The organism is Massilia agri, assembly GCF_024753255.1.
Lineage (GTDB): Bacteria > Pseudomonadota > Gammaproteobacteria > Burkholderiales > Burkholderiaceae_D > Telluria > Telluria agri.
This window is the reverse complement of sequence record NZ_JANUHA010000002.1, coordinates 143,176-162,999: the sequence shown is the minus strand read 5'-3', so window position 1 is coordinate 162,999 and position 19,824 is coordinate 143,176. Positions and strand designations below refer to the sequence as shown.

General features: G+C 66.9%; 16 protein-coding genes. 11 read left to right on the top strand and 5 right to left on the bottom strand.

Annotated elements, in window-relative coordinates:
- The first annotated feature begins 57 nt into the window (after nucleotides 1-57).
- Entirely contained in the window at nucleotides 58-732 is a 675-nt protein-coding gene (locus NX780_RS03760) for a phytanoyl-CoA dioxygenase family protein (RefSeq protein ID WP_258826520.1), read from the top strand.
- A gap of 15 nt (nucleotides 733-747) precedes the next feature.
- Here NX780_RS03760 and NX780_RS03755 read toward each other — a convergent pair whose 3' ends face one another.
- On the bottom strand, nucleotides 748-1,089 hold the full coding sequence (locus NX780_RS03755; RefSeq protein ID WP_258826519.1) for a hypothetical protein: 342 nt from the start codon (nucleotides 1,087-1,089) through the stop codon (nucleotides 748-750).
- Nucleotides 1,090-1,357: 268 nt separating this feature from the next.
- Here NX780_RS03755 and NX780_RS03750 point away from each other — a divergent pair, with 268 nt between their 5' ends.
- The 4 genes from NX780_RS03750 (at nucleotide 1,358) to NX780_RS03735 (ending at nucleotide 6,574) form a co-directional block, all read left to right on the top strand.
- Entirely contained in the window at nucleotides 1,358-4,123 is a 2,766-nt protein-coding gene (locus NX780_RS03750; protein WP_258826518.1) for an ATP-binding protein, read from the top strand.
- Between the two features lie 142 nt (nucleotides 4,124-4,265).
- Complete coding sequence (locus tag NX780_RS03745) at nucleotides 4,266-5,186, top strand: helix-turn-helix transcriptional regulator (RefSeq protein ID WP_258826517.1); 921 nt, start codon at nucleotides 4,266-4,268, stop codon at nucleotides 5,184-5,186.
- 102 nt (nucleotides 5,187-5,288) lie between these two features.
- The gene (gene sodC, locus NX780_RS03740) at nucleotides 5,289-5,813 is read left to right on the top strand and encodes a superoxide dismutase [Cu-Zn] SodC (protein ID WP_258826516.1); all 525 of its coding nucleotides are present in this window, start codon (nucleotides 5,289-5,291) and stop codon (nucleotides 5,811-5,813) included.
- A 56-nt stretch (nucleotides 5,814-5,869) separates the two neighbouring features.
- Nucleotides 5,870-6,574: a LamG-like jellyroll fold domain-containing protein gene (locus NX780_RS03735; protein WP_258826515.1), complete on the top strand. Its 705-nt coding sequence runs from the start codon at nucleotides 5,870-5,872 to the stop codon at nucleotides 6,572-6,574.
- Between the two features lie 31 nt (nucleotides 6,575-6,605).
- On the opposite strand, the gene hpaR is transcribed toward NX780_RS03735, so the two are convergent.
- A complete protein-coding gene (gene hpaR, locus NX780_RS03730) occupies nucleotides 6,606-7,070 on the bottom strand; it encodes a homoprotocatechuate degradation operon regulator HpaR (RefSeq protein ID WP_258826514.1) in 465 nt (154 codons plus the stop codon).
- A gap of 119 nt (nucleotides 7,071-7,189) precedes the next feature.
- Between hpaR and NX780_RS03725 the strand changes: the two genes are divergently transcribed.
- The gene (locus NX780_RS03725; protein WP_258826513.1) at nucleotides 7,190-8,131 is read left to right on the top strand and encodes a bestrophin family protein; all 942 of its coding nucleotides are present in this window, start codon (nucleotides 7,190-7,192) and stop codon (nucleotides 8,129-8,131) included.
- 21 nt (nucleotides 8,132-8,152) lie between these two features.
- The gene (gene scpC / locus NX780_RS03720; RefSeq protein ID WP_258826512.1) at nucleotides 8,153-9,676 is read left to right on the top strand and encodes a succinyl-CoA:acetate CoA-transferase ScpC; all 1,524 of its coding nucleotides are present in this window, start codon (nucleotides 8,153-8,155) and stop codon (nucleotides 9,674-9,676) included.
- 119 nt (nucleotides 9,677-9,795) lie between these two features.
- Here the strand turns inward: scpC and NX780_RS03715 are convergent, their stop codons facing one another.
- From NX780_RS03715 to NX780_RS03705, 3 genes are all read right to left on the bottom strand, one after another.
- Nucleotides 9,796-11,430 carry a M28 family peptidase gene (locus NX780_RS03715; RefSeq protein ID WP_258826511.1) on the bottom strand — a complete coding sequence of 545 codons (1,635 nt, stop codon included), beginning with the start codon at nucleotides 11,428-11,430 and terminating at the stop codon, nucleotides 9,796-9,798.
- A 66-nt stretch (nucleotides 11,431-11,496) separates the two neighbouring features.
- Nucleotides 11,497-13,773: a M28 family peptidase gene (locus NX780_RS03710; RefSeq protein ID WP_258826510.1), complete on the bottom strand. Its 2,277-nt coding sequence runs from the start codon at nucleotides 13,771-13,773 to the stop codon at nucleotides 11,497-11,499.
- A 129-nt stretch (nucleotides 13,774-13,902) separates the two neighbouring features.
- Nucleotides 13,903-14,568 (bottom strand): energy transducer TonB, encoded by a 666-nt coding sequence (locus tag NX780_RS03705; protein WP_258826509.1) that lies wholly within the window; start codon nucleotides 14,566-14,568, stop codon nucleotides 13,903-13,905.
- A 311-nt stretch (nucleotides 14,569-14,879) separates the two neighbouring features.
- Here NX780_RS03705 and NX780_RS03700 point away from each other — a divergent pair, with 311 nt between their 5' ends.
- From NX780_RS03700 to NX780_RS03685, 4 genes are read left to right on the top strand one after another with little or no spacing between them, the layout of a single operon-like run.
- Nucleotides 14,880-15,530, top strand: coding sequence for a response regulator (locus tag NX780_RS03700; RefSeq protein WP_258826508.1), 651 nt, complete (start codon nucleotides 14,880-14,882; stop codon nucleotides 15,528-15,530).
- A 4-nt stretch (nucleotides 15,531-15,534) separates the two neighbouring features.
- Nucleotides 15,535-16,527 (top strand): hypothetical protein, encoded by a 993-nt coding sequence (locus tag NX780_RS03695; protein ID WP_258826507.1) that lies wholly within the window; start codon nucleotides 15,535-15,537, stop codon nucleotides 16,525-16,527.
- The gene (locus tag NX780_RS03690) at nucleotides 16,524-18,032 is read left to right on the top strand and encodes a sensor histidine kinase (protein WP_258826506.1); all 1,509 of its coding nucleotides are present in this window, start codon (nucleotides 16,524-16,526) and stop codon (nucleotides 18,030-18,032) included. Before NX780_RS03695 ends, NX780_RS03690 begins: the two co-directional genes overlap by 4 nt.
- 26 nt (nucleotides 18,033-18,058) lie before the next feature.
- Nucleotides 18,059-19,747 carry a M14 family zinc carboxypeptidase gene (locus tag NX780_RS03685; RefSeq protein ID WP_258826505.1) on the top strand — a complete coding sequence of 563 codons (1,689 nt, stop codon included), beginning with the start codon at nucleotides 18,059-18,061 and terminating at the stop codon, nucleotides 19,745-19,747.
- Nucleotides 19,748-19,824 lie beyond the last annotated feature (77 nt).

Genomic DNA, 19,824 nt, shown 5'->3' with positions numbered 1-19,824 from the left:
GGACGCTCGGTTTGATTCACGTACCATTGCGGCATCGCGAACAAACAGGTCTAGCGCATGATCAACAAGCAGTTTGAAGCAGACGGATTTGCCAGTATTGCGCAAGTGCTGTCCGCACGAGAGTGCGAGTTGATCGCTGCAAGGACAGTGGCAATCGATGCCAACGCAGTAGGCACCCGCTGCCTGCTTGCCGAGGACTGGTGCCGGGCGCTTGCCAGACGGTTGCTCCAGCATCCCAACATCGCAGCGTTCATCCCAAGCGGCTTCGTGGCGGTCCAGTGCATCTACTTCGAAAAATCAGTGGAACGGAACTGGCTTGTCCCCGTCCATCAGGACCTGAGCATTCCAGTTGCGGCACGCGTCGACCATCCGGACTTGCGCGGATGGTCGGAAAAGGAGGGCGGCCTGTTCGTCCAGCCGCCAGCCGCCTTGATGGAACAACTCGTCGCCCTGCGCGTGCATCTCGACGCATGCCTGGAGCAAGATGGCCCGCTTCAGTTTGTTCCGGGTTCGCATCAGGAGGGGCGGATCAGTGCAGACGAGGCGCGGATGCGGCGCCAGGCCGGCCCCATTGTCAGCTGCGCGATGGAGCAGGGTGACGTGCTCGCCATGAGACCGCTCGTATTACACGCTTCCTCGAAAGCGGAAGGACATAGCCGCCGCCGTGTCCTGCATTTCGTGTTCGGCCCCCCCAAGCTGCCCTATGGCCTGTCCTGGCAGCGGCCGGTCTGATCGAGCGGGAGACGCCTACTTCGCTGACGCTGCGTTCTTTGAGATCACCGGCGCACACCCGCGGGTGCAGCGCATGTAGCTCGCATCGCACGCATCCAACCGCTCCCGCTTGCGCTTCATGAAATCGCTGCGCTCCGCCTCACGCGCCGATTCCGGCCGCATCCGATTGGCGGTGTCTGCGAGCGGGTTCTTTTCTTCCCCCGCTATGGTATCGAGTTCAGTCAGCCTCCCCGCACGGTTCGCGCACTGCTGTTTTGTGTCTGCACACATTGACTTGCACATGGAGGGCTCTTCGGCACGGGTGACAGGAGCCGCGAAGATGCCGAGCAGGGCGACGAGCAGGATAGAACGCTTCACTTGAATTCCTTTTACTAGGTGGCAGCGACGCTGCAAGCCAGACAATGCCCCGCAGCATACGAAGGCCATTGTAGACCCGCATCCGCGCCATAAAGCAATCCCGACAAACGACCCCCACAACTTACCCTGTCCGGGTAATGCCAAATGCGCACAAATGTGTCATACAATGTTATCCATTTAACTCATCCGTACGCCCCGTCCGTGTAATGACTGCTATGATCCGCGGCTGAGTTATCGAACTATCCACATCCCTTGCCCTGCGAGCAATATGCCCTGGCCTTTTGACACGACACCGGACGCGGCTGCCTCCGACCTCAAGTCGGATAGCCGCACCTCGGACAGCCACATCTCCGAGATGGAGCGCCGGATGCGCGCCTTCCCCTGGGAGACGACAGCGGTAGGCCCGGTCCATACCTGGCCGCACAGCCTGAAAAGCGCCGTCCGCACCGTGCTCGACCTGCGCCTGCCGGCCTATCTCGCCTGGGGCGATTCCTACGTCCAGTTCTTCAACGACGCCTACATCCCCATCCTCGGCGACAAGCAGGATGCGGCGCTCGGCAACGACGTGCGCGTCACCTGGGCCGAGATCTGGCCGACCATCGGCCCGATGTGGCAGCAGGTGCGCCAGGGCGAGGCGCTCGGTTCGGAAGGGCTGCCGCTGACGATCAACCGCTACGGCTACTACGAGACCTGCTACTTCAGCTATTCGTACAGCCCGATCTACGGCGACACCGGCAAGGTCGAGGGCGTGCTGGTCACCTTCGCCGAGATCACCAAGGCAGTGCTGGGCGAGCGCCGCCACGCCTACCAGATCAAGCTGGCAGACACGCTGCGCCGCGAGACCGAATTCAACCCGATGCTCAAGGCGACCATTCGCCTGACCAGCGAATACTTCACCAACTCGAACGTCGCCTACGTCGAACTCGACGAGGCAAAGCGCATCTTCACGGTGAAGGAGGAGTGGAAGGACGGCGTCGAAACGGGCGCCGCCCAGGGCACGCTGCCGATCGACATGCTGTCCCCCGGCCAGCTCGAGCTGCTGCGCGCCGGCACTACCATCTGCATCAACGACGTCTCGAGCGATCCCGAATGCGCGGCCGTCGCCGGTCCCTGCCTGATGCTGGGCATTCACTCGGTGATCGTCATCCCGCTCAAGGACGGCAACCGCCTGCACGGCGCCGGCTTCCTCTACAAGGACCATCCCTACCGCTGGACCGATGACGAACGTACCCTGGCCGAGGACCTGGCGCGCCGCACCTGGGAAGCGCTGCGCCGCATCCGCGCCGAGGAAGCGCTGCGCGAAGAGACGCGCATGCTCGAACTCCTGAACCGCGCCGGCAGCGTGCTCGCCTCCACGCTCGACATCGACACCCTGCTGCAGGCCGTCACCGACGCCGCCACCGAACTGACCGGCGCCGAATTCGGCTCCTTCTTCTACAACGGCAAGGACGCCAACGGCGACGCCTACCTGCTCTACACGCTCAGCGGCGCGCCGCGCGAAGCCTTCGAGAAGCTCGGCCATCCGCGTCCGACGGCCGTCTTCAAGCCCACCTTCGATGGCGGCCCGCCGATCCGCAGCGACGACATCACCAAGGACCCGCGCTATGGCCGGATGGGGCCGCACCACGGCATGCCCAAGGGCCACCTGCCGGTGCGCAGCTACCTGGCGGCGTCCGTCAGCTCGCGCTCGGGCGAGGTGCTGGGCGGCCTGTTCTTCGGCCACTCGCAGCCGAAGATGTTCGACGAGCGCACCGAACAGCTGATCGCCGGCTTCGTGGCCCAGGCGGCCGTCGCGATCGACAATGCGCGCCTCTACGACATGGCGCAGCGCGCCGCCCGCGAGCGCGAGGGCCTGCTGGCGAGCGAACGCGCCGCGCGCGCCGAGGCCGAGCGTCACAGCAAGATGAAGGACGAGTTCCTCGCCATGCTGGCGCACGAGCTGAGGAATCCCCTGGCGCCGATCACCAATGCGGCCCAGCTCATCAACATGCCGAGCGTCGACGAAAAGCTGCGCCTGAAGGCCGGCAGCATCATCTCGCGCCAGGTGCGCCACATGACGGAGCTGGTGGACGACCTGCTGGACGTCTCGCGCGTGACGCGCGGCCTGGTCAAGCTGGAGCACGAGACGCTGGAGCTGAGCGCGGTGCTGCGCTCGGCCGTCGAGCAGGCGCGCCCGCACATCGAAGCGCGCGAACACGCCCTCGTCGTGGAAGCGCCTGAACACCCGGTGCTGGTGGTGGGCGACCGCACGCGCCTGGTGCAGGTGCTGGTCAACCTCCTGAACAACGCCGCCAAGTACACGCCGCCGCGCGGACGCATCGTGCTGCGCCTGGAGGCCGGCCTGGAGTCGGCGCGCATGACCGTCATCGACAACGGCGCCGGCATGGACGCCAAGCTGCTGCCCCACGTGTTCGACCTGTTCACCCAGGCCGAGCGCACCCCGGACCGCTCGCAGGGCGGCCTGGGCATCGGCCTGGCCCTGGTAAAAACCATCGTGCAGATGCATGGCGGCCAGGTCGAGGCGCACAGCGACGGGCCGAACCTCGGCGCCTCGGTGTCGGTGCTGTTGCCACTGGCGGCGGCCGATGCGGCCAGGCCGCAGGCGCCGGGCCGTCCGCGCGCCGGCAGGCGCAGCGTCACGCCCTGCGTGCTCACCATCGTCGACGACAATGCCGACGCCGCGCAGTCCCTCGCCGTGCTGCTGCGCGCCCAGGGCCATACCGTGAATGTGTTCGAGGACGGCGTGCGCACCCTGGCCTCGAGCGACATCGCGCGCGCGCAGGCCTTCATCCTCGACATCGGCCTGCCCGACATGACCGGCTACGAACTGGCGCGCCGCCTGCGCCGCGAGCATCCGAAGGCGACCTTCATCGCGCTCACCGGCTACGGCCAGGCGCGCGACCGCGACCTGTCGAAGCAGGCGGGCTTCGACCATCACCTGGTCAAGCCGGTGGAGTTCCGCGCGCTGGCCGACATTCTGGCAGGACTCGATTGCACAGCCGCCGAGGAACCGGATATCGCAGGCGCGAGGTGAAAGCTGGTTGACTTTGTTGCAGTAAGTCAGCAATATTGTTAACTCCTCGACATCTGCATTTCTCGCCTTCGCCGTGTCCCGTAAAAAGAACAGTCGCCAGTGGGCGCGCCTGCGGATCCTGTGTTCCGGTGGCCTGCACCTGATGACTCTGATCCCCGATGCGCTGGAGCTGGTGCGTGAGCTGATTCCCAACAGCGCGTCCCAGCTGTTCCTGCTCGCCGAGCAGGCGCCGGAGGATGTACAGGAAGCGAACGTGCTGGGTGTGCTGCCGCCGCCGAACGGCTACTTCTATGGCGATTCGGTCGACTTCGGCGTAGCCCCGGGCGAGGCAAAAGCGCGTGCCCAGCACGTGCTCGAAGTGCGTCTCGGTTCCGCCGCCCATCCCCTCGGCACACTCACCCTGCTGCGCGACAGCGGCGCCGCCTTTGACCAGGACGACGAGGAAGACCTCGGCCGCGTCGCCAACTATTTCGACTACGCGCTGCGCAATGCGGCCGGCGCCGGCACGGGTCTGTCGGGCGTGATCGAGGACGAAGCCATGCTGCTGGCCACGACCAGCGGCGACATCCTCTTCCTGAGCGATTCGGCCGGCGCGCTGCTGGGCCAATTGGCCTCGCAGGAGCAGCAGGTTTTTGATCGCCGTACGCTGCCGCCGTTCTGCCTGCGCCTGGTGGAGTCGGTGGTGTTCGGCGAGCGCTATCCCTGGCGCCTGCCGGCGGGCACGCTCGAGCTGGCCGGCGGGGTGCTGGAAGCGCGCGCCCAGTGGATGAGCGCCGGCTCGCACGACGCCGTCCACGGCCGCACCGTCGGCATCTTCCTGAAGTTCGTGGTGCCGATGCCGCTGCGGATCTGGCGCGCCCTGGGCAGCGTGGAGCTGTCGCCGCAGCAGATGGAAGTGGCGTTCTGGATGGGCCTGGGCGGCGGCCGCGAAGCCGCGCGCTCGCGCATGGACGTCAGCGACGCCGTGCTGCGCGACTGCGTCAAGGCCGTCTACGAGAAGTTCGGCTGCACCTCCGAAGCGGGCCTGCTGGCCATCCTGCGCCCGGCCGTCTCGCGCATGTAATCCCCCCGCTGTCCGGTTTCTCCGGAACACCCCCCACCCGAGGGGATGGAATACACTTGCTTGGCTTTTTATTATCTAACCCGAATCTCGAAGGAGGTTGTCATGAACATTCGCTGGATGTGCGCTGTTCTCCTGGGCGCGAGCTGCGCCGTCGCCAATGCCGCCGATACCAAGGTCACCATGAAGATGGCGACCGAAAAAGGGGAGGGCCTTGAGGTCGGCACCGTGACCATCAGCGAGACCAGCCACGGCCTGGTGTTCACGCCGATGCTCAAGGGACTGCCGGCCGGCCTGCACGGTTTCCACGTGCATGAAAACGGCAGCTGCGGCCCGAACCAGAAGGACGGCAAGCCGGTGCCCGCGGGCGCGGCGGGCGGCCACCTGGACCCGTCCAAGACCGGCAAGCACGGCCTGCCATGGGGCGACGGCCACCTGGGCGACCTGCCGGCGCTCACGGTCGACGACAAGGGCGCGGCCAGCAACCCGGTGCTGGCGCCGCGCCTGAAGAAGCTGGCCGACATCAAGGGCAAGGCCCTGATGGTGCACGCGGGCGGCGACAACCATGCCGACCACCCGGCGCCGCTGGGCGGCGGAGGCGGCCGGATCGCCTGCGGCGTGATTCAGTAGCCATCCCTGATGCTGTCAGGGATGAAATAAAATTTCAAATAGAAGGCAAAAACGAAATGAAATTTCACTCCCTGATGGCAGCGGCGCTGCTGGCCTTTTCCATGGACAGCCACGCCGGCCTGATCCACCAGTTCAATATCAACGGCTCCCTGGCCGATTCGGTGGGCAACGCTTCGCTGGTCGGCCTGGGCGGCACGGTCGGCGCCGATGCCTACGTGTTCGACGCCAACAAGGGCCTGCGCCTCGAAGCGAAGCTGGGCGGTGTCTATACCATCGACATGCGCTTCCACTTCGACAGCTTCCGCACCTACGGCCGCATCATCGACTTCAAGAACCTGGTCGGCGACGAAGGGTTCTACGCCGCCAGCGACAAGTTCCGCGTCTTTAACATCGCCGGCACCGGTAGCGGCGGCAACATGGATGCGAACGTCGATAGCCGCGTGACCGTCACCCGCGACGCCCAGAAGATGTTCCGCGTCTACCAGAACGGTGAACTGGTGCTGAGCGTGCTGGACACGGCGGGCGTGACCGATTTCGGCCAGAATGTTGCCCACTTCTTCCGTGACAACATCAGCGGGGGCACTACCGGGGAAGGGAACCCGGGTGCGGTCGACTATATCCGCGTCTACGACACGGCCCTGGGCCTCGAGGAAGTGCGCGCGCTGACGCCGCCGGATGTGGACGTGCCCGAGCCGGCTTCGCTGGGCCTGATGGGCGCCGGCCTGGCGCTGCTGGGCTTTACCCGCCGCCGCCGCAAGTGATGTTCGTGCGTGGCCGGCGTTGCCGGCCACGTCACGGTTTCCTGGGTAATTCCACCTGCGGCACCTCGGTCGCCTGCGCCGCAATGAATCCCTCCAGCGCATCCGTCAGGTCGTCGACGACGGCCTTGCCCCACGCTTCTTCCATCAGCCGGTACTGGCGCTCGATCAGCGGCGCGATCTCGTCGATCAGGCGATCGCCTTTCTCCCCCAGCAGCACCAATACCCGGCGCGCATCGGTGGCCACCCGCTGGCGCTTGACCAGCCCGAGTTCTTCCATCCGCGACAGCACGCCCGCCATGCTCGGGCTCAGGATCTGGCACAGCTCGCACAGCTCGCGCGGCTCGAGCTGGCCGTGCTCGTCCAGCGCGCGCAGGATGCGCCACTGTTGTTCGGTGACCCCGAAGTGGTTCAGCACCGGGCGAAAATGCGCCATCAGCGCGTCGCGCGCTTTCAGGAACAACTGGGGCAGGTTACGGTGGGTGATCCGGTAGGGCAAGGGAACTCCATTCGCGCAGTGAGGCGAGCTTGACTGGCTAACATATTAGTGATTAACTTACGCACATATTAGCGAATATTGTGTTCGCTGCCTTCACTTTTTCGCGTGCGGCAAAGACCGTGATTATCCGAGACAGGCCTTCCGGCCTCAAGCTGTTCCTCCTCCTGCGCGGGTCAGTTCTGCTACGCATCCTGCCGACGCTGGCGGTCAACGTGGCGGTCGCCATCCTCGTCACCTGGTCGCATGGCGACTTGTGGGACCTGAAGATCACGCTCACCACCATTCCCTTCACCCTGATCGGCCTGCCGATCGCGATCTTCCTCGGCTTTCGCAACAACTCGGCCTACGACCGCTTCTGGGAAGGCCGCAAGCTGTGGGGCGAGCTGCTGCTGCGCAGCCGTAACCTGGCGCGCCAGTGCCTGAGCCTCGTCGACGGTGACGGCCCCGCGCACATGAAGAACGGCCTGGACGACGTCCGCGTGCGCATGGTCCTGCGCGCCATTGCCTTCTGCGGCTCCCTGCGCGACCAGCTGCGCCACCGCCCCCTCGACCCGCACCTGGCCAGCCTCCTGCCGGCTTCGGAATTCGAAGCATTGAAACACCAGGCGAACGGGCCGGACTACCTCATGCGAAGAATCGGCCAGGACCTCGGCGAATGCGTCCGGAACAAGCGCATCGAGCCCTGCCTGGCCGCCAACATCGACCACACGCTCTCCGCGATGACGGCCGCCGCCGCATCCTGCGAGCGCATCAAGAATACCCCGATTCCCTTCTCCTACTCGGTGCTGCTGCATCGCACCGCCTACCTGTACTGCTTCCTGCTGCCCTTCGGCCTGGTCGACACGATCGGCTTCATGACGCCGGTGGTGGTGGCCATCGTGGCCTATACCTTCTTCGGCCTGGACGCCCTCGGCGACGAACTCGAGGAGCCGTTCGGGATGGAGCCCAACGACCTGCCGCTGGACGCGATCTGCCGGGTGATCGAGATCGATCTGCGCACGGCGCTCGGCGACGACGACGTACCACCGCCCCTGCAGGCGGTCGATTACACCCTCATGTAGCACGTTTTTGAAGAGACGTTTATGCACCACGACGAACACGTTCAACACGACCGCATCCGCCTGCCGCAACTGCGCGAACGGATCACCAGCGCTGCCCGGGCGGCCGAATGGATCAGGGACGGCATGACCGTCGGCATGAGCGGCTTCACCCGCGCCGGCGACGCCAAGGCGGTGCCGCTCGCCCTGGCCGAGCGCGCCCGCAGCGAACCCCTGAAAATCACGCTGATGACCGGGGCGTCCCTGGGCAGCGACATCGATAAAACGCTGGCCGAATCTGGCGTGCTGGCGCGCCGCATGCCCTTCCAGGCCGACCCGGCGCTGCGTGCGGCGATCAACCGCGGCGAAGTCATGTTCGTCGACCAGCACCTGTCCGAGACCGTCGAACTGCTGCGCACCCGCCAGATCGCCCCGGTCGACGTGGCCGTGATCGAGGCGGTCGCCATCACGGAAACCGGCGCCATCATTCCGACGACCTCGGTCGGCAACAGCGCCAGCTTCGCCATCCTGGCCGAGAAGGTGATCGTCGAGATCAACCTGAGCCAGTCGCCGGCCCTGGAGGGCCTGCATGACATCTTCATCCCCAAGCACCGCCCGCGCCGCGAACCGATGCCGCTCATGAACGTGGACGACCGCATCGGCACCACGGCCATCGAGATCCCGCCCGAGAAGATCGTCGCCATCGTGATGACCGAGAAGATGGATAGCGCCTCGACCATCCTGCCGGCGGACGCGGAGACGGCGGCGATCGCGGGCCACCTGATCGGCTTCTTCAACGAAGAGATCGCATTGGGCCGCCTGACCGAGCGCCTGATGCCGATCCAGGCCGGCATCGGCACCATCGCCAACGCCGTGGTCGGCGGCCTGATCGACGGACCGTTCAGGAACCTCACCATGTACTCGGAAGTGCTGCAGGACTCGACCTTCGATTTGTTCGACGCGGGCAAGCTGGACTTCGCCTCGGGTTCCTCCATCACGCTGTCGGAGGCCAAGGCGCGCCAGGTGTTCGGCGACATCGAGCGCTACAAGGACCGCCTGGTACTGCGCCCCCAGGAGGTGAGCAACCATCCGGAGGTGATCCGGCGCCTGGGCATCATCGCCATCAACACGGCGCTCGAGTGCGACATCTACGGCAACGTGAACTCGACCCACGTGCAGGGCACGCACATGATGAACGGCATCGGCGGCTCGGGCGACTTCGCGCGCAACGCCTACCTGTCCGTGTTCGCGACCAAGTCGCTGGCCAAGGGCGGCAAGATCTCGAGCATCGTGCCGATGGTGGCGCACGTCGACCACAACGAACACGATGTCGACATCATCGTCACCGAAGTGGGCCTGGCCGACCTGCGCGGCCTGGCGCCACGCGAACGGGCGCAGCGCATCATCGAGAACTGCGTGGCCCAGCCTTACCGGCAGATGCTGAAGGACTACGTGGAAGAGGCGAGCAAGGGAGGAGGGCAGACGCCGCACGTGCTGGAGAAGGCGTTCTCGTGGCACGTGCGATACCGCGAGACGGGGTCGATGCTGCCGGCGGCCGAGGGCGTTTGACTTGCCGCGAACCGTAGGGTGGTCGGCTCCGCCGACCGCGCGTTCAACTCCCCTTTGAACAGACGTAAGCGCTGCTCATATACGGTTTGAACGCGCGCACGGCAAAGCCGTGCACCCTACTATTTCGCGGACGTGCGGGCCTTGCCGAACGGATCCCCCGCCTTCCACTGCGGCGCCTTCGGCGAATCCGCCACCATGCGGCCCAGGTTCAGCGTGAACTGCGCCTGCTGCACCATGCCCGACAGGTCCCAGTTCGGATCGTACTCATCCGACACCTGGTGATACTTGGCGCGGTAGGACGCCTGCTTGGCCTTGCTTGCCTCCACATCCTTCACCCAGCCATGCCCCGCCCCCACCGAGAACGCCGGCACGCCGGCCTTGGCGAAGCTGAAGTGGTCGCTGCGGAAGTAGCCGCCCGCCAGGTCGGGACGCGACGGCGCCACCGTCAGGCCCATGCTCCTGGCGGTGGCTGCGGCCAGGGCGCCCAGGTCGGTACGCTCGCTGCCAGGCGTCGAAACATCCTTCACCAGGCCGACGAAGTTCAGGCTGTCCAGGTTCAGGTTGGCCACCGTCTTCTCGATCGGCCACAGCGGCTTGGCGGCATAGGCCGCGCTTCCCAGCAGGCCCTGCTCTTCGGCCGCCACCCACAGGAACATCTGGCTGCGCTTGGCCGGGTTGCGTACGGCTTCCTGGGCCATCGCCAGCAGGGCCGCGGTGCCCGAGGCGTTGTCGACGGCGCCGTTGAAGATGGTGTCGCCTTCCGTCCCCTGCTTGCCCATGTGGTCCCAGTGGGCGCTGTAGATCACCACTTCGTCCTTGAGCTTCGGGTCGGTGCCCGGCACCACGCCGGCCACATTGAATTCGTTCAGCGTGCGCACTTCGGCGCGCGCCTCGCCCTTCACGCGGGCGTTCAGCACGACCGGCCTGAAGTTCTTGTCCTCGGCGGCGGCGCGCAGCTTGTCGAGATCCTGGCCGCCGGCTGCGAACAGCTTGCGCGCGGTGGCGTCGGTCATCCAGCCCTGCAGGCCGGTGCCCAGCTTGCCCTCGGCCAGCTGGAAGCGCTCGGCGTTGGCCCAGCTGTTCTGCACCACGCTCCAGCCGTAGGAGGCCGAGGCGTCGGTGTGGATCAGCAGGACGCCGGCCGCGCCCTGGCGCGCCGCTTCTTCCAGCTTGTAGGTCCAGCGGCCGTAGTAGGTCAGGCCTTCGCCGTTGAAGCGCTTCGGCTCAAGGGCGGTCGGCTTCGGATCGTTCACCATCATCACCAGCACCTTGCCCTTCAGGTCCTGGCCCTTGAAGTCGTCCCAGCCCTCTTCCGGCGCTTGAATGCCGTAGCCGACGAAGACCAGCTCGGCGTCCAGGGTGTGGTCGGCCTGGGCGTCGCCCGGACCCCAGACCCAGTCGGGGCCGAACTGCAGCGGCAGCGCCTGGCCACCGGCGGTGATGCCGAGATTGCTCTTCGCGGGCAGCGAGCGCACGCCGGCGATCTTGACCGGCTGGCGGTAGCTGCCGTTGTTGGCCGGCTGCAGGCCGATCGCGGCGGACTGGGTTTCGAGGTAGGTGACGGTCAGCTCACCGCCGCGCTGGCCGGTGCCGCGGCCTTCGACGGCGTCGGACGACAGGAAGGCCAGGTGGGCGCGCAGCGGCGCTTCCTTGACGGTAGCGGCTTGCGCCTTGCCTGCGGCGTGGGCCGGGTAGGCCACTGCCAGGCTGGCTGCGAGAGCGGTGAAAGCAAGGGAGGAGACGATCTTGTACATGGAATCCTGCTGCAAGAGTTGAAAGGGTTGGCACACCGGGTGCGTCTTGCATTGTATGCCAACCCATCAGTAAAACCGCAGCACGTCGGACGATATCGTCATGCCCGTTCCCGGCATGCGCTTCGGCGCGCCGGGCGGGAGCAGGTGGGTCGGCAGGCCCGGGATGCGCTCCTCGACCACCACCGCCAGCAGGTCCTCGGACTTGATGTCGAAGGTAAAGCGCAGCAGGGTGTCTTCCATCCCGTACACCGACATCGACCAGATGGTCTCCTTGTTGCCGAGCGCGCGGCCGTTGACGGTGGAGGCCAGCGGCTTGGTGCCGGCCGCCCACAGCTCGATGTGGGGCGCCCGGTTCTTCGAGCGCAGCGTGAACTCGACCTGGCGCGGGCCGCCTTCCTTGCGCGGCCTGGGCATGCGCAGCAGGTAGCCTTCCGGATAGGCGATGGCGTCCTCACGCGGCGCCACCGAAAACCACTGGCGCGGGCTGTGCCAGCCGAAGACGTCCACGTGGATCGAGGGCTTCGCGAGGTGCGGGAACAGGTTCTTGCTCCAGCTGTCGAGCGGATCCGGCGGCGCCAGCCAGTAAGCGCGCCAGCTGTTCATGTCCTTGAAGTAGACCAGGCGGTCCGGTGCCAGGGCCGGCGTTTCGATCGGCGCAGGACGTGCCGCCTGGGTGGGCAGCGCCAGGCAGCCGGCGCAGGCGAGCAGCATCGCGGCCGCGACGTAGCGCCCGACAGGCAGCAGCAGGAACAGGCTGGCGAAGCAGGCCAGCAGCACCGCGATCGCCAGCGAGGGCAGGTAGACGCCGCGCGGAGCCAGCGCCGTCCAGGTTTCACCCAGGGCGGGGACGAGCAGCAGCAGGGCCGGCAGCAGGCCCGCGGCCAGCACCAGCACGCGCGCCGCAAGGTGCGATATGCGCGGCAGCACCATCCAGGCGCCCAGCGCCGCCGTCAGCGGCCAGGCCAGCAGGTAGGCCGTCTCGGGGGCGATCAGCAGCGCCAGCACCAGCGCCACCAGCAGCCAGGCCATGGTCCCGAGGAAGACCGGCGCCGCGCCCATGAAGCGGCGCATCAGGTAGAGTCCGGCGACGAACAGGCAGCCGCCGACGATGGTGTAGGCCAATGCCGGCCCGCTGTCGCTAAGGCGCGTCAGCGCCGCCACCTCCTCGCGCTGCTCCCACAGCGCCATGCGCGCCGCCAGCAGCACCAGCGCCACGCCGAAGAAACCCTGCACCAGCGGGGCCACCGTTTCTTCGGACCGCGCCAGCGCCTGCTGGTAGCCGCGCACCAGCATCAGGGCGGCCAGCGCCGCCAGGGTCCAGCACAGGATCGCCGAATGCTGCACCCGTCCCAGGCCCGGGACCGTGAACCAGGCGCGGGCGCCATGTGCGCCGCGCGCGAGGTCGGCATCGCCGTAGTGGCGCGCCAGGCCCAGCATCGCATCGCCCAGCCGCGCCGGCAGGCCGGTCTCCAGGCGCTCCAGGGTATCGAGCGTGCGCTCGCCGTCGAAGGGTTTGCCGGTGTTCGCGAACAGCAGGGCCGGCGCGCCGAGCCGGCCGAGAGGTCCGACGCGCGGCGTTTCCGGCCGCAGCCTGTACAAACCCGCCAGCAGCGACGAGCCTTCCACGCCGGGCGCCGCATCCGGCAAGGCGTTCAATACGCTGCCGCCGGCATTGCTCGCATCGAGCAGCATCAGGGGGCCGCCGCTGCCCATGCTGTCGAAGCGCAGCGCCAGCCCGACCTGGCGCGCCAGCGGATGGCGCTCGGCGAAACCCTGGGCGCCGAGGGCGCCGACTTCCTCGCCGTCGGCGAACAGCATCACGATATCGTTCCGTGGCGCCTGCCCGGCGGACAGGGCGCGCGCCGTCTCCAGCAGCGCAGCCGCCGGCAGGGCCGAACGCGCGGCGCCCAGCGTCGTCTTCCCGCTGTCGTAGTGCGTGGCCAGCAGCAGGGCGGGGCGCTTCGCCCTGTCCGGGGCGCTGCCGGACAGGCGCGCCACGACGTTGTGGACCACGCCCACCGTGTAGTGGGTGCCGCCCCAGTACTGGACGGTGGATTTCTGCACCGTGGTGCGCTGCACGCTGGCCTGCAGGCCCATGCCGCGCAGCTGGTTGACGATATAGTCGCGCGCCGCGGCATTCGCGTCGGTGGCGATCGGCCGCGTGGAAGCGGCGAGATTGGCCATGTGGCGCTGCATGCGGGTGGTATCGATGGCCGCCGGTGGCGATGCGGGCGTGTCGTGCGGGCGGGCCAGCCAGGCCAGCGCCAGGGCGATGCAGACGGCCGCGAAGGCGGCCAGGCCGAGGGCGCGCGCGGGCGCCGCCGGTAGTCCAGCGGTAAGCATGTTTCTCTCTCCAATGTTTGTCTTGTTGTGGGTGCGACGGGCGTACGGCGGGAAGCGGCTCCTTTCGAGTCGAAAAAAAGCCCGCCAGGCTGGGAGGCTGTAGCGGGCGAAGTAGGGAAACTGTCGTGCTTAGTCGAGGGTCCAGACGTAGGCGATCTGCGCCCACCCGGCTTCGGCCACGCCGTTGTTCATGGCCGGCTTGAACTGGCACAGGCTCAGGGCGTTGACCGCGGCGCGGTCCAGCACGCGCGAGCCGCTCGACTTCTGGATGCGCGAATCCTGCACGCGACCGTCGGCGCCGACCATCAGGGCCAGGGTCACGGTGCCGGTCTCGCCGTTGCGGGCGGCGCTCGTCGGGTAATCGGGCTTGGCGCAGCCGTCGGCGTCGGCCAGCACGGCGCTGCGCATCGCGCCGGCATTGCTGCTGGCGGGCGCCTGGCTGGGCGGCGCCTCGCTGGCGGCGGCTTGCGCAGGCTCCGGCATCGGCTGCGGCTCGGTGGTGGCCTGCACCTGTTCCTCCATCGGTGGCGGCGGCACCTCGACCTCCACCTTCGGCACCACGATCGGCGGCTTGGCGACTTCCACGCGCGGCTTGGGCGGTTCCGGCGGCGGCGGAGGCGGCGGAATGTCCGGCTTGACCCAGACCAGCGTGTCTTGCACCAGGGCCGGAATGCTGATCGCCTTCGAATTCATCACATTGACCACGCCCATGGCCACCAGCGCGTGCAGGCCGGCCACGAGGGCGAACTTCCCGGCCTTGCCGCCGGTCCCATCGTTGATTTGCGAGAAGTGCATGACGATCTCCTTATTGTTGCGCCTGCGCATGGATCGCAGAACTTTTTGCTTCAGGAAAGATATGCATCAGACAACCGATGGAACTAATATATGCCAGCCTCTAGCAATAAGTAAAGCGCTTTCTTGGTAATTTTGCTTCGATGTGTAAGTGTTCTTGGCCTGCCGGCGTGATGAAACCGGCACTCGCGTCCGTGACCGTTGTATGAAATAATCCTCTTGCAACCCGCATCCTTTCTGTCGTCTGGCACACTTGGCTGCCACAGATTGGTACGGCGACCGTAAGCGGGTCCCAGAACAGGAGCAGAAGAGTGGTGTCCGAACAGAAAAAACCTATCCGCGTGATGCTGGCCGACGACCATCCCATCGTCATGACCGGCTTTGCCATGTCGCTCGAAGCGGCAGGCATGCAGGTGGTAGGGCAGGCCAAGACCCCGAGCGAGGCGGTGGCGCTGTATGCCGCGCAGCAGCCCGACGTGGTCATCCTCGACATGCGTTTCGGGACCGAACTCACCGGCCTCGATGCGGCGCAGGGCATCCTCAAGGACGACCCGCGCGCGAAGATCATCTTCCTCAGCCAGTTTGACCAGGACAGCCTGATCAAGGAAACCTACCGCATGGGCGCCCACGCCTTCGTGACCAAGGATTGCGACCCGTCCGACCTGGTCACCGCCGTGCGCCACGCCCACGACGGCAAGCTGTACTTCCTGCCGCAGATCGCCTCGCGCCTGGCCAGCATGGCGGTGCGCGGCGACGTGACGCCGCAGTCGCAGCTCGATGAACGCGGGCTGGAGATCTTCAAGCTGATGGCCGAGGGCCTGACCAATGCGGAAATCGCCGAGAAGCTCGACCTGTCGACCAAGACCATCAGCAACATCAGCCAGTCGATCAAGGAAAAGCTGGGCGTGCACCGCCAGGCCAACATCACCCTGCTGGCCGTGAAGCATGGCCTGATCGAGCCTTAAGCGAATGTCTCTCCTGCGGAACACGCGCGCGCTCCTGGCGACGCTGAGCGTCCTTGCGCTGCTGGCCGGCGCTGCCCAGGCAGGCACGGGGCAAGCGGCCGCGCGTGACGACGAGGTCACGGGCTTCCGCTTCCAGATCCTCACCGGCGACGACAGCGAGGTCACGCGCCGCATCGCCGAAGACCTGTACAAGCGCCTGGTGCCGACCTTCGGCGCCTTCCGCACCGAGCTGGCCCAGCGTCGCCGCATGCTCTACGTGGCGATCGGCCCGACCGCGCTGCGCGACGCCCTGGCGCGCCGCTGCGACTGCGTGATCATCTCGGCCTTCACCTCGAGCCAGGTCTGGCGCGCCCTCACCGCCAGGGCCAACAACCGCACCGCGATGCTGACGGCCGTCTACGCCGAGCCGGCGCCGGCCGACCAGCTGCGCCTGGCGGCCCTGCTGTACGGGCGTCCGGTGCGGGTGGGCGCCATCCTCGGCCGCGACACCGCTTTCCTGCGCACGACGCTGGAGAGCGAGGTCGAGGTGCAGCCCTTCGCCGCCGGCGACGACATCAACCACACGCTCAACGGCATGACGCGCGCCGAGGTGCTGCTGGCGCTGCCCGACGGCGACGTTTACAACCCCGAGAACGTGCGCAACATCCTGCTCTCGACCTACCGCCGCAAGCAGGGCGTGATCGGCTTCTCGGCCGACATGGTGAAGGTGGGCGCGCTGGCCACCACCTATTCGGAGATCGAGGACATCAACACGCAAGTCGCCGAGATCGCGGCCGCTTTTGTTGCCACCGGCGAGCTGGCCCCGCCGCAGTTTCCGCGCTACTTCCGCACCGTGGTCAACGAGGGCGTGGCCCGTTCCCTCGACGTGCGCGTGACCGACGGCGCGCGCCGCTTCGCCCGCCATCCGGCGCGTCGGGCGCCGGCACCGGCCCCCGCGCCCGCCGCCGCCGCGCCGGTCGTCTCGCAGGCGCCCATTCCACCGGCGCCCGTGCCATGACGCTGCGTTTCTGGCGCAGCTGGAGCATCGGCCGGCGCATGACCGTCATCACCATGCTGCCGGTGGTCTGCCTGTTCACCGCCTTCGTCTGGTATTCCTGGTACTCGCACCGCGCCCAGGTGACCGAGGAACTGGCCGAGCGCGGGCGCATCCTGGCGCGCGCGCTGGCCGAGACCAGCGAATACAACGTCATCTCCGGCAATCTCTCCGACCTGCGCCTGACCATCAACGGCCTGGTGCAGTCCGACAGCAGCATCTACCGCATCGAGGTGGTGGGCGTGGACGGCGCCCAGGCCGTGCGCGTGAATTCCGAATCCGCCATCGACGCCCAGCCCTTCCACTACGAGGCGCCGATCAAGAAGCAGGTGGTGTGGATCAACCTGTTTACCGACAACGGCACCCCGCACGTCTCCGCCTCCAGCGACCTGCGTCCGCCGACGCTCACCACCGAGATCGTCGGCTGGGTGCGCGTGACGATGTCGCCCTCGAACATGATGGCCAAGCAGACCCGCCGCTTCCGCTTCGAGCTGTCGATCGCCGCGCTGGCGCTGGCCGCCAGCGCCGTGATGGCCTGGGTGCTGGCGCGCTCGCTGACGGTGCCGCTGCGCGAGGCGATCGGCGCCTTGAGCCGCATCCGCAACGGCGACTACCGCGTGCAGCTGCCGGTCAGGACCGGCGGCGAGGTCGGCGAGCTGCAGGCCTCGATCGGCGAGATGTCGCTGGCGCTGGACGAATCCAAGCGCGACCTCGAGAACAAGGTGGCCGAGCGCACCCGCGACCTGCTCGCCTCGCGCAACGAGGCGCTGCGCGCCGACGCCGACAAGCGCAAGCTGATCCAGAAGGTCAACTCCATCATCGAGGACGAGAGGAAGAGCATCGCGGTCGAGATCCACGACGAACTGAACGCGTCCCTGATCGCCGCGCGCCTGGAAGCCCAGGCCATCGGCGCCTTGGCAAGCAAGGCGGCCCCTGGACCGGAGATCGAGGAGATCGGCCGCAAGTCGCAGGCCATCACCAAGCTCGCGCTCGACCTCTACGCCAACGGCCGCCGCCTGGTGCGGCGCCTGCGCCCCGAAGTGCTCGACATGCTCGGCCTGCACGGCGCGGTCGAGGAGATGACGCGCCACTACGACAGCAGCTCCGGCTGCAGCTTCGAATTCCACGGCGAGGGCGACTTCTCGCGCCTGTCGAACGAGCTGGCCATCTCGGCCTACCGCATCGTGCAGGAAGCGCTGTCGAACATCATGAAGCACTCCCACGCGACCTCGGCCCAGGTACGCCTGGTGCTGGACGAAAGCGCGCAGACGCTGCGCATCGTGGTCGCCGACGACGGCAACGGCTTCGATCCGGCCAGCGTCTCGGAAGGCATCGGCATCATCGGCATGCGCGAGCGCGTCTACGCCGTGCATGGCACGATGGACGTGCGCTCGCGCCCGGGCGGCGGCACCGTGGTGGCCTTCACCCTGCCGCTCAGTGCGCCGGCGCCCGCATCGGCACCCACTTAAGCATTCACTCATCAACAAAGACGACCATGTCCAACGAACTGCGCACGCCCTACGAGAAGGGCAACCTGAACCAGACCACCACCCATGCCGAATGCATCGCCTGGTATCAGGACCTCGCGGCGCGCCATCCCGGCGTGCTGCGCTTCTTCGAGGTGGGCGTGTCGGACGCGGGCGTGCCGATCCACGCGGGCGTGGTGAGCAGCGACGGCGTCTTCGACCGCGAGGAGATCAAGCGCACGGGCCGTCCGGTCTTCTTCAACAACAACGGCATCCACCCGGGCGAACCGGAAGGCGTGGACGCCTGCATGGCCCTGGTGCGCGACTTCTGCACCCAGCCCGAGCGCCTCGCGGCGCTCGGTAAAACCGTCTTCCTGTTCGTCCCGCTGTACAACGTCGACGGCAGCCTGAATCGGGCCGACACTTCGCGCGTGAACCAGGACGGCCCCGAGCAGTTCGGCTTCCGCGGCAACAGCCGCCACCTCGACCTGAACCGCGACTTCATCAAGTGCGACACGCTCACGGCCCAGGTCTTCAACAAGCTGTTCACGGCCTGGGACCCGGACGTGATGGTCGACACCCACACCTCCAACGGCGCCGACTACAGCTACACCATGACCCTGATCCACACCCAGCCGGACAAGCTGGGCGGAGAACTCGGCGAGTTCCTGCGCTCCACCATGCTGCCCGCGATGTACGCCGGGATGCAGGAGCGCGGCTGGCCGACCTGCCCCTACGTGAACCCGGTCAAGGACAGCCCGGACCACGGCATCGCCGACTTCCTGGAAACGGCGCGCTTCTCGACCGGCTACGCGGCCCTGCACCACACGATCGGCTTCATGCCCGAGACGCACATGCTCAAGCCCTTCCAGGACCGCTACGAGTCGATGCGCGCGCTGGTCGAGACCGCGCTCGCCTTCACGGTGCAGAACGCCGAACAGATTCAATCCCTGCGCCGCGCGGCAAAGCAGCTTGGTCGCACCCGCGCCGAGTGGCCGATCCACTGGACGATGGATGCCGACAATCCCGACAGCTTCCGCTTCAAGGGCTACGAGGCCAAGTACAAGCCGAGCGTGCTGGGCACCTACACGCGCCTGTGGTACGACCGTACGAGCCCGTGGGAGCGCGACATCGCCTGGTACAACCGCTTCCCGGCCGACATCCACGTTCCCGCGCCGCGCGCCTACGTGGTGCCGCAGCAGTGGCGTGAGGCGATCGAGCGCCTGCAGTGGAACGGCGTACGCATGGAACGTGTCGAAGCCGACCGCATGCAGGAAGTGGACTACTACCACATCGTGAGCGTGGCCTCGCGCCCGAACGCCTATGAGGGCCATATGTTCCATGATGACGTCGTGCTGGAGAAGCGCCGCGGCGAGGTGCTGCTGCGCGCGGGCGACTACATCGTGCCGCTCGACCAGGACAATGCGCGCTACGCGGTCGAGACCCTCGAGCCGCTGGCCCACGACAGCTTCTTCCGCTGGGGCTTCTTCAACAGCGTGCTGGAGAAGAAGGAAGCGTATTCGGATTACGTGTTCGAAGACCACGCGGCCGAGCTCTTGAATGACGAGCCGGCGCTGCTGGCGAAGTTCGAAGCGTGGAAGGAAGCGAATCCGGCGCTGCTGGATAACCAGGAAGCGGTGCTGGACTTCATCTTCGCGAACTGCGAGCGCTATCGCGAGCCGGAGTGGCGGCGTTATCCGGTGTTCATGCTGGCTTGAAGGTCTTCCAGTTCGACGGCGATTCGAGCGCACCGCCGCCTCTGGCTGTCTGTCAAGTTTTGCCGATCGCGGCCACG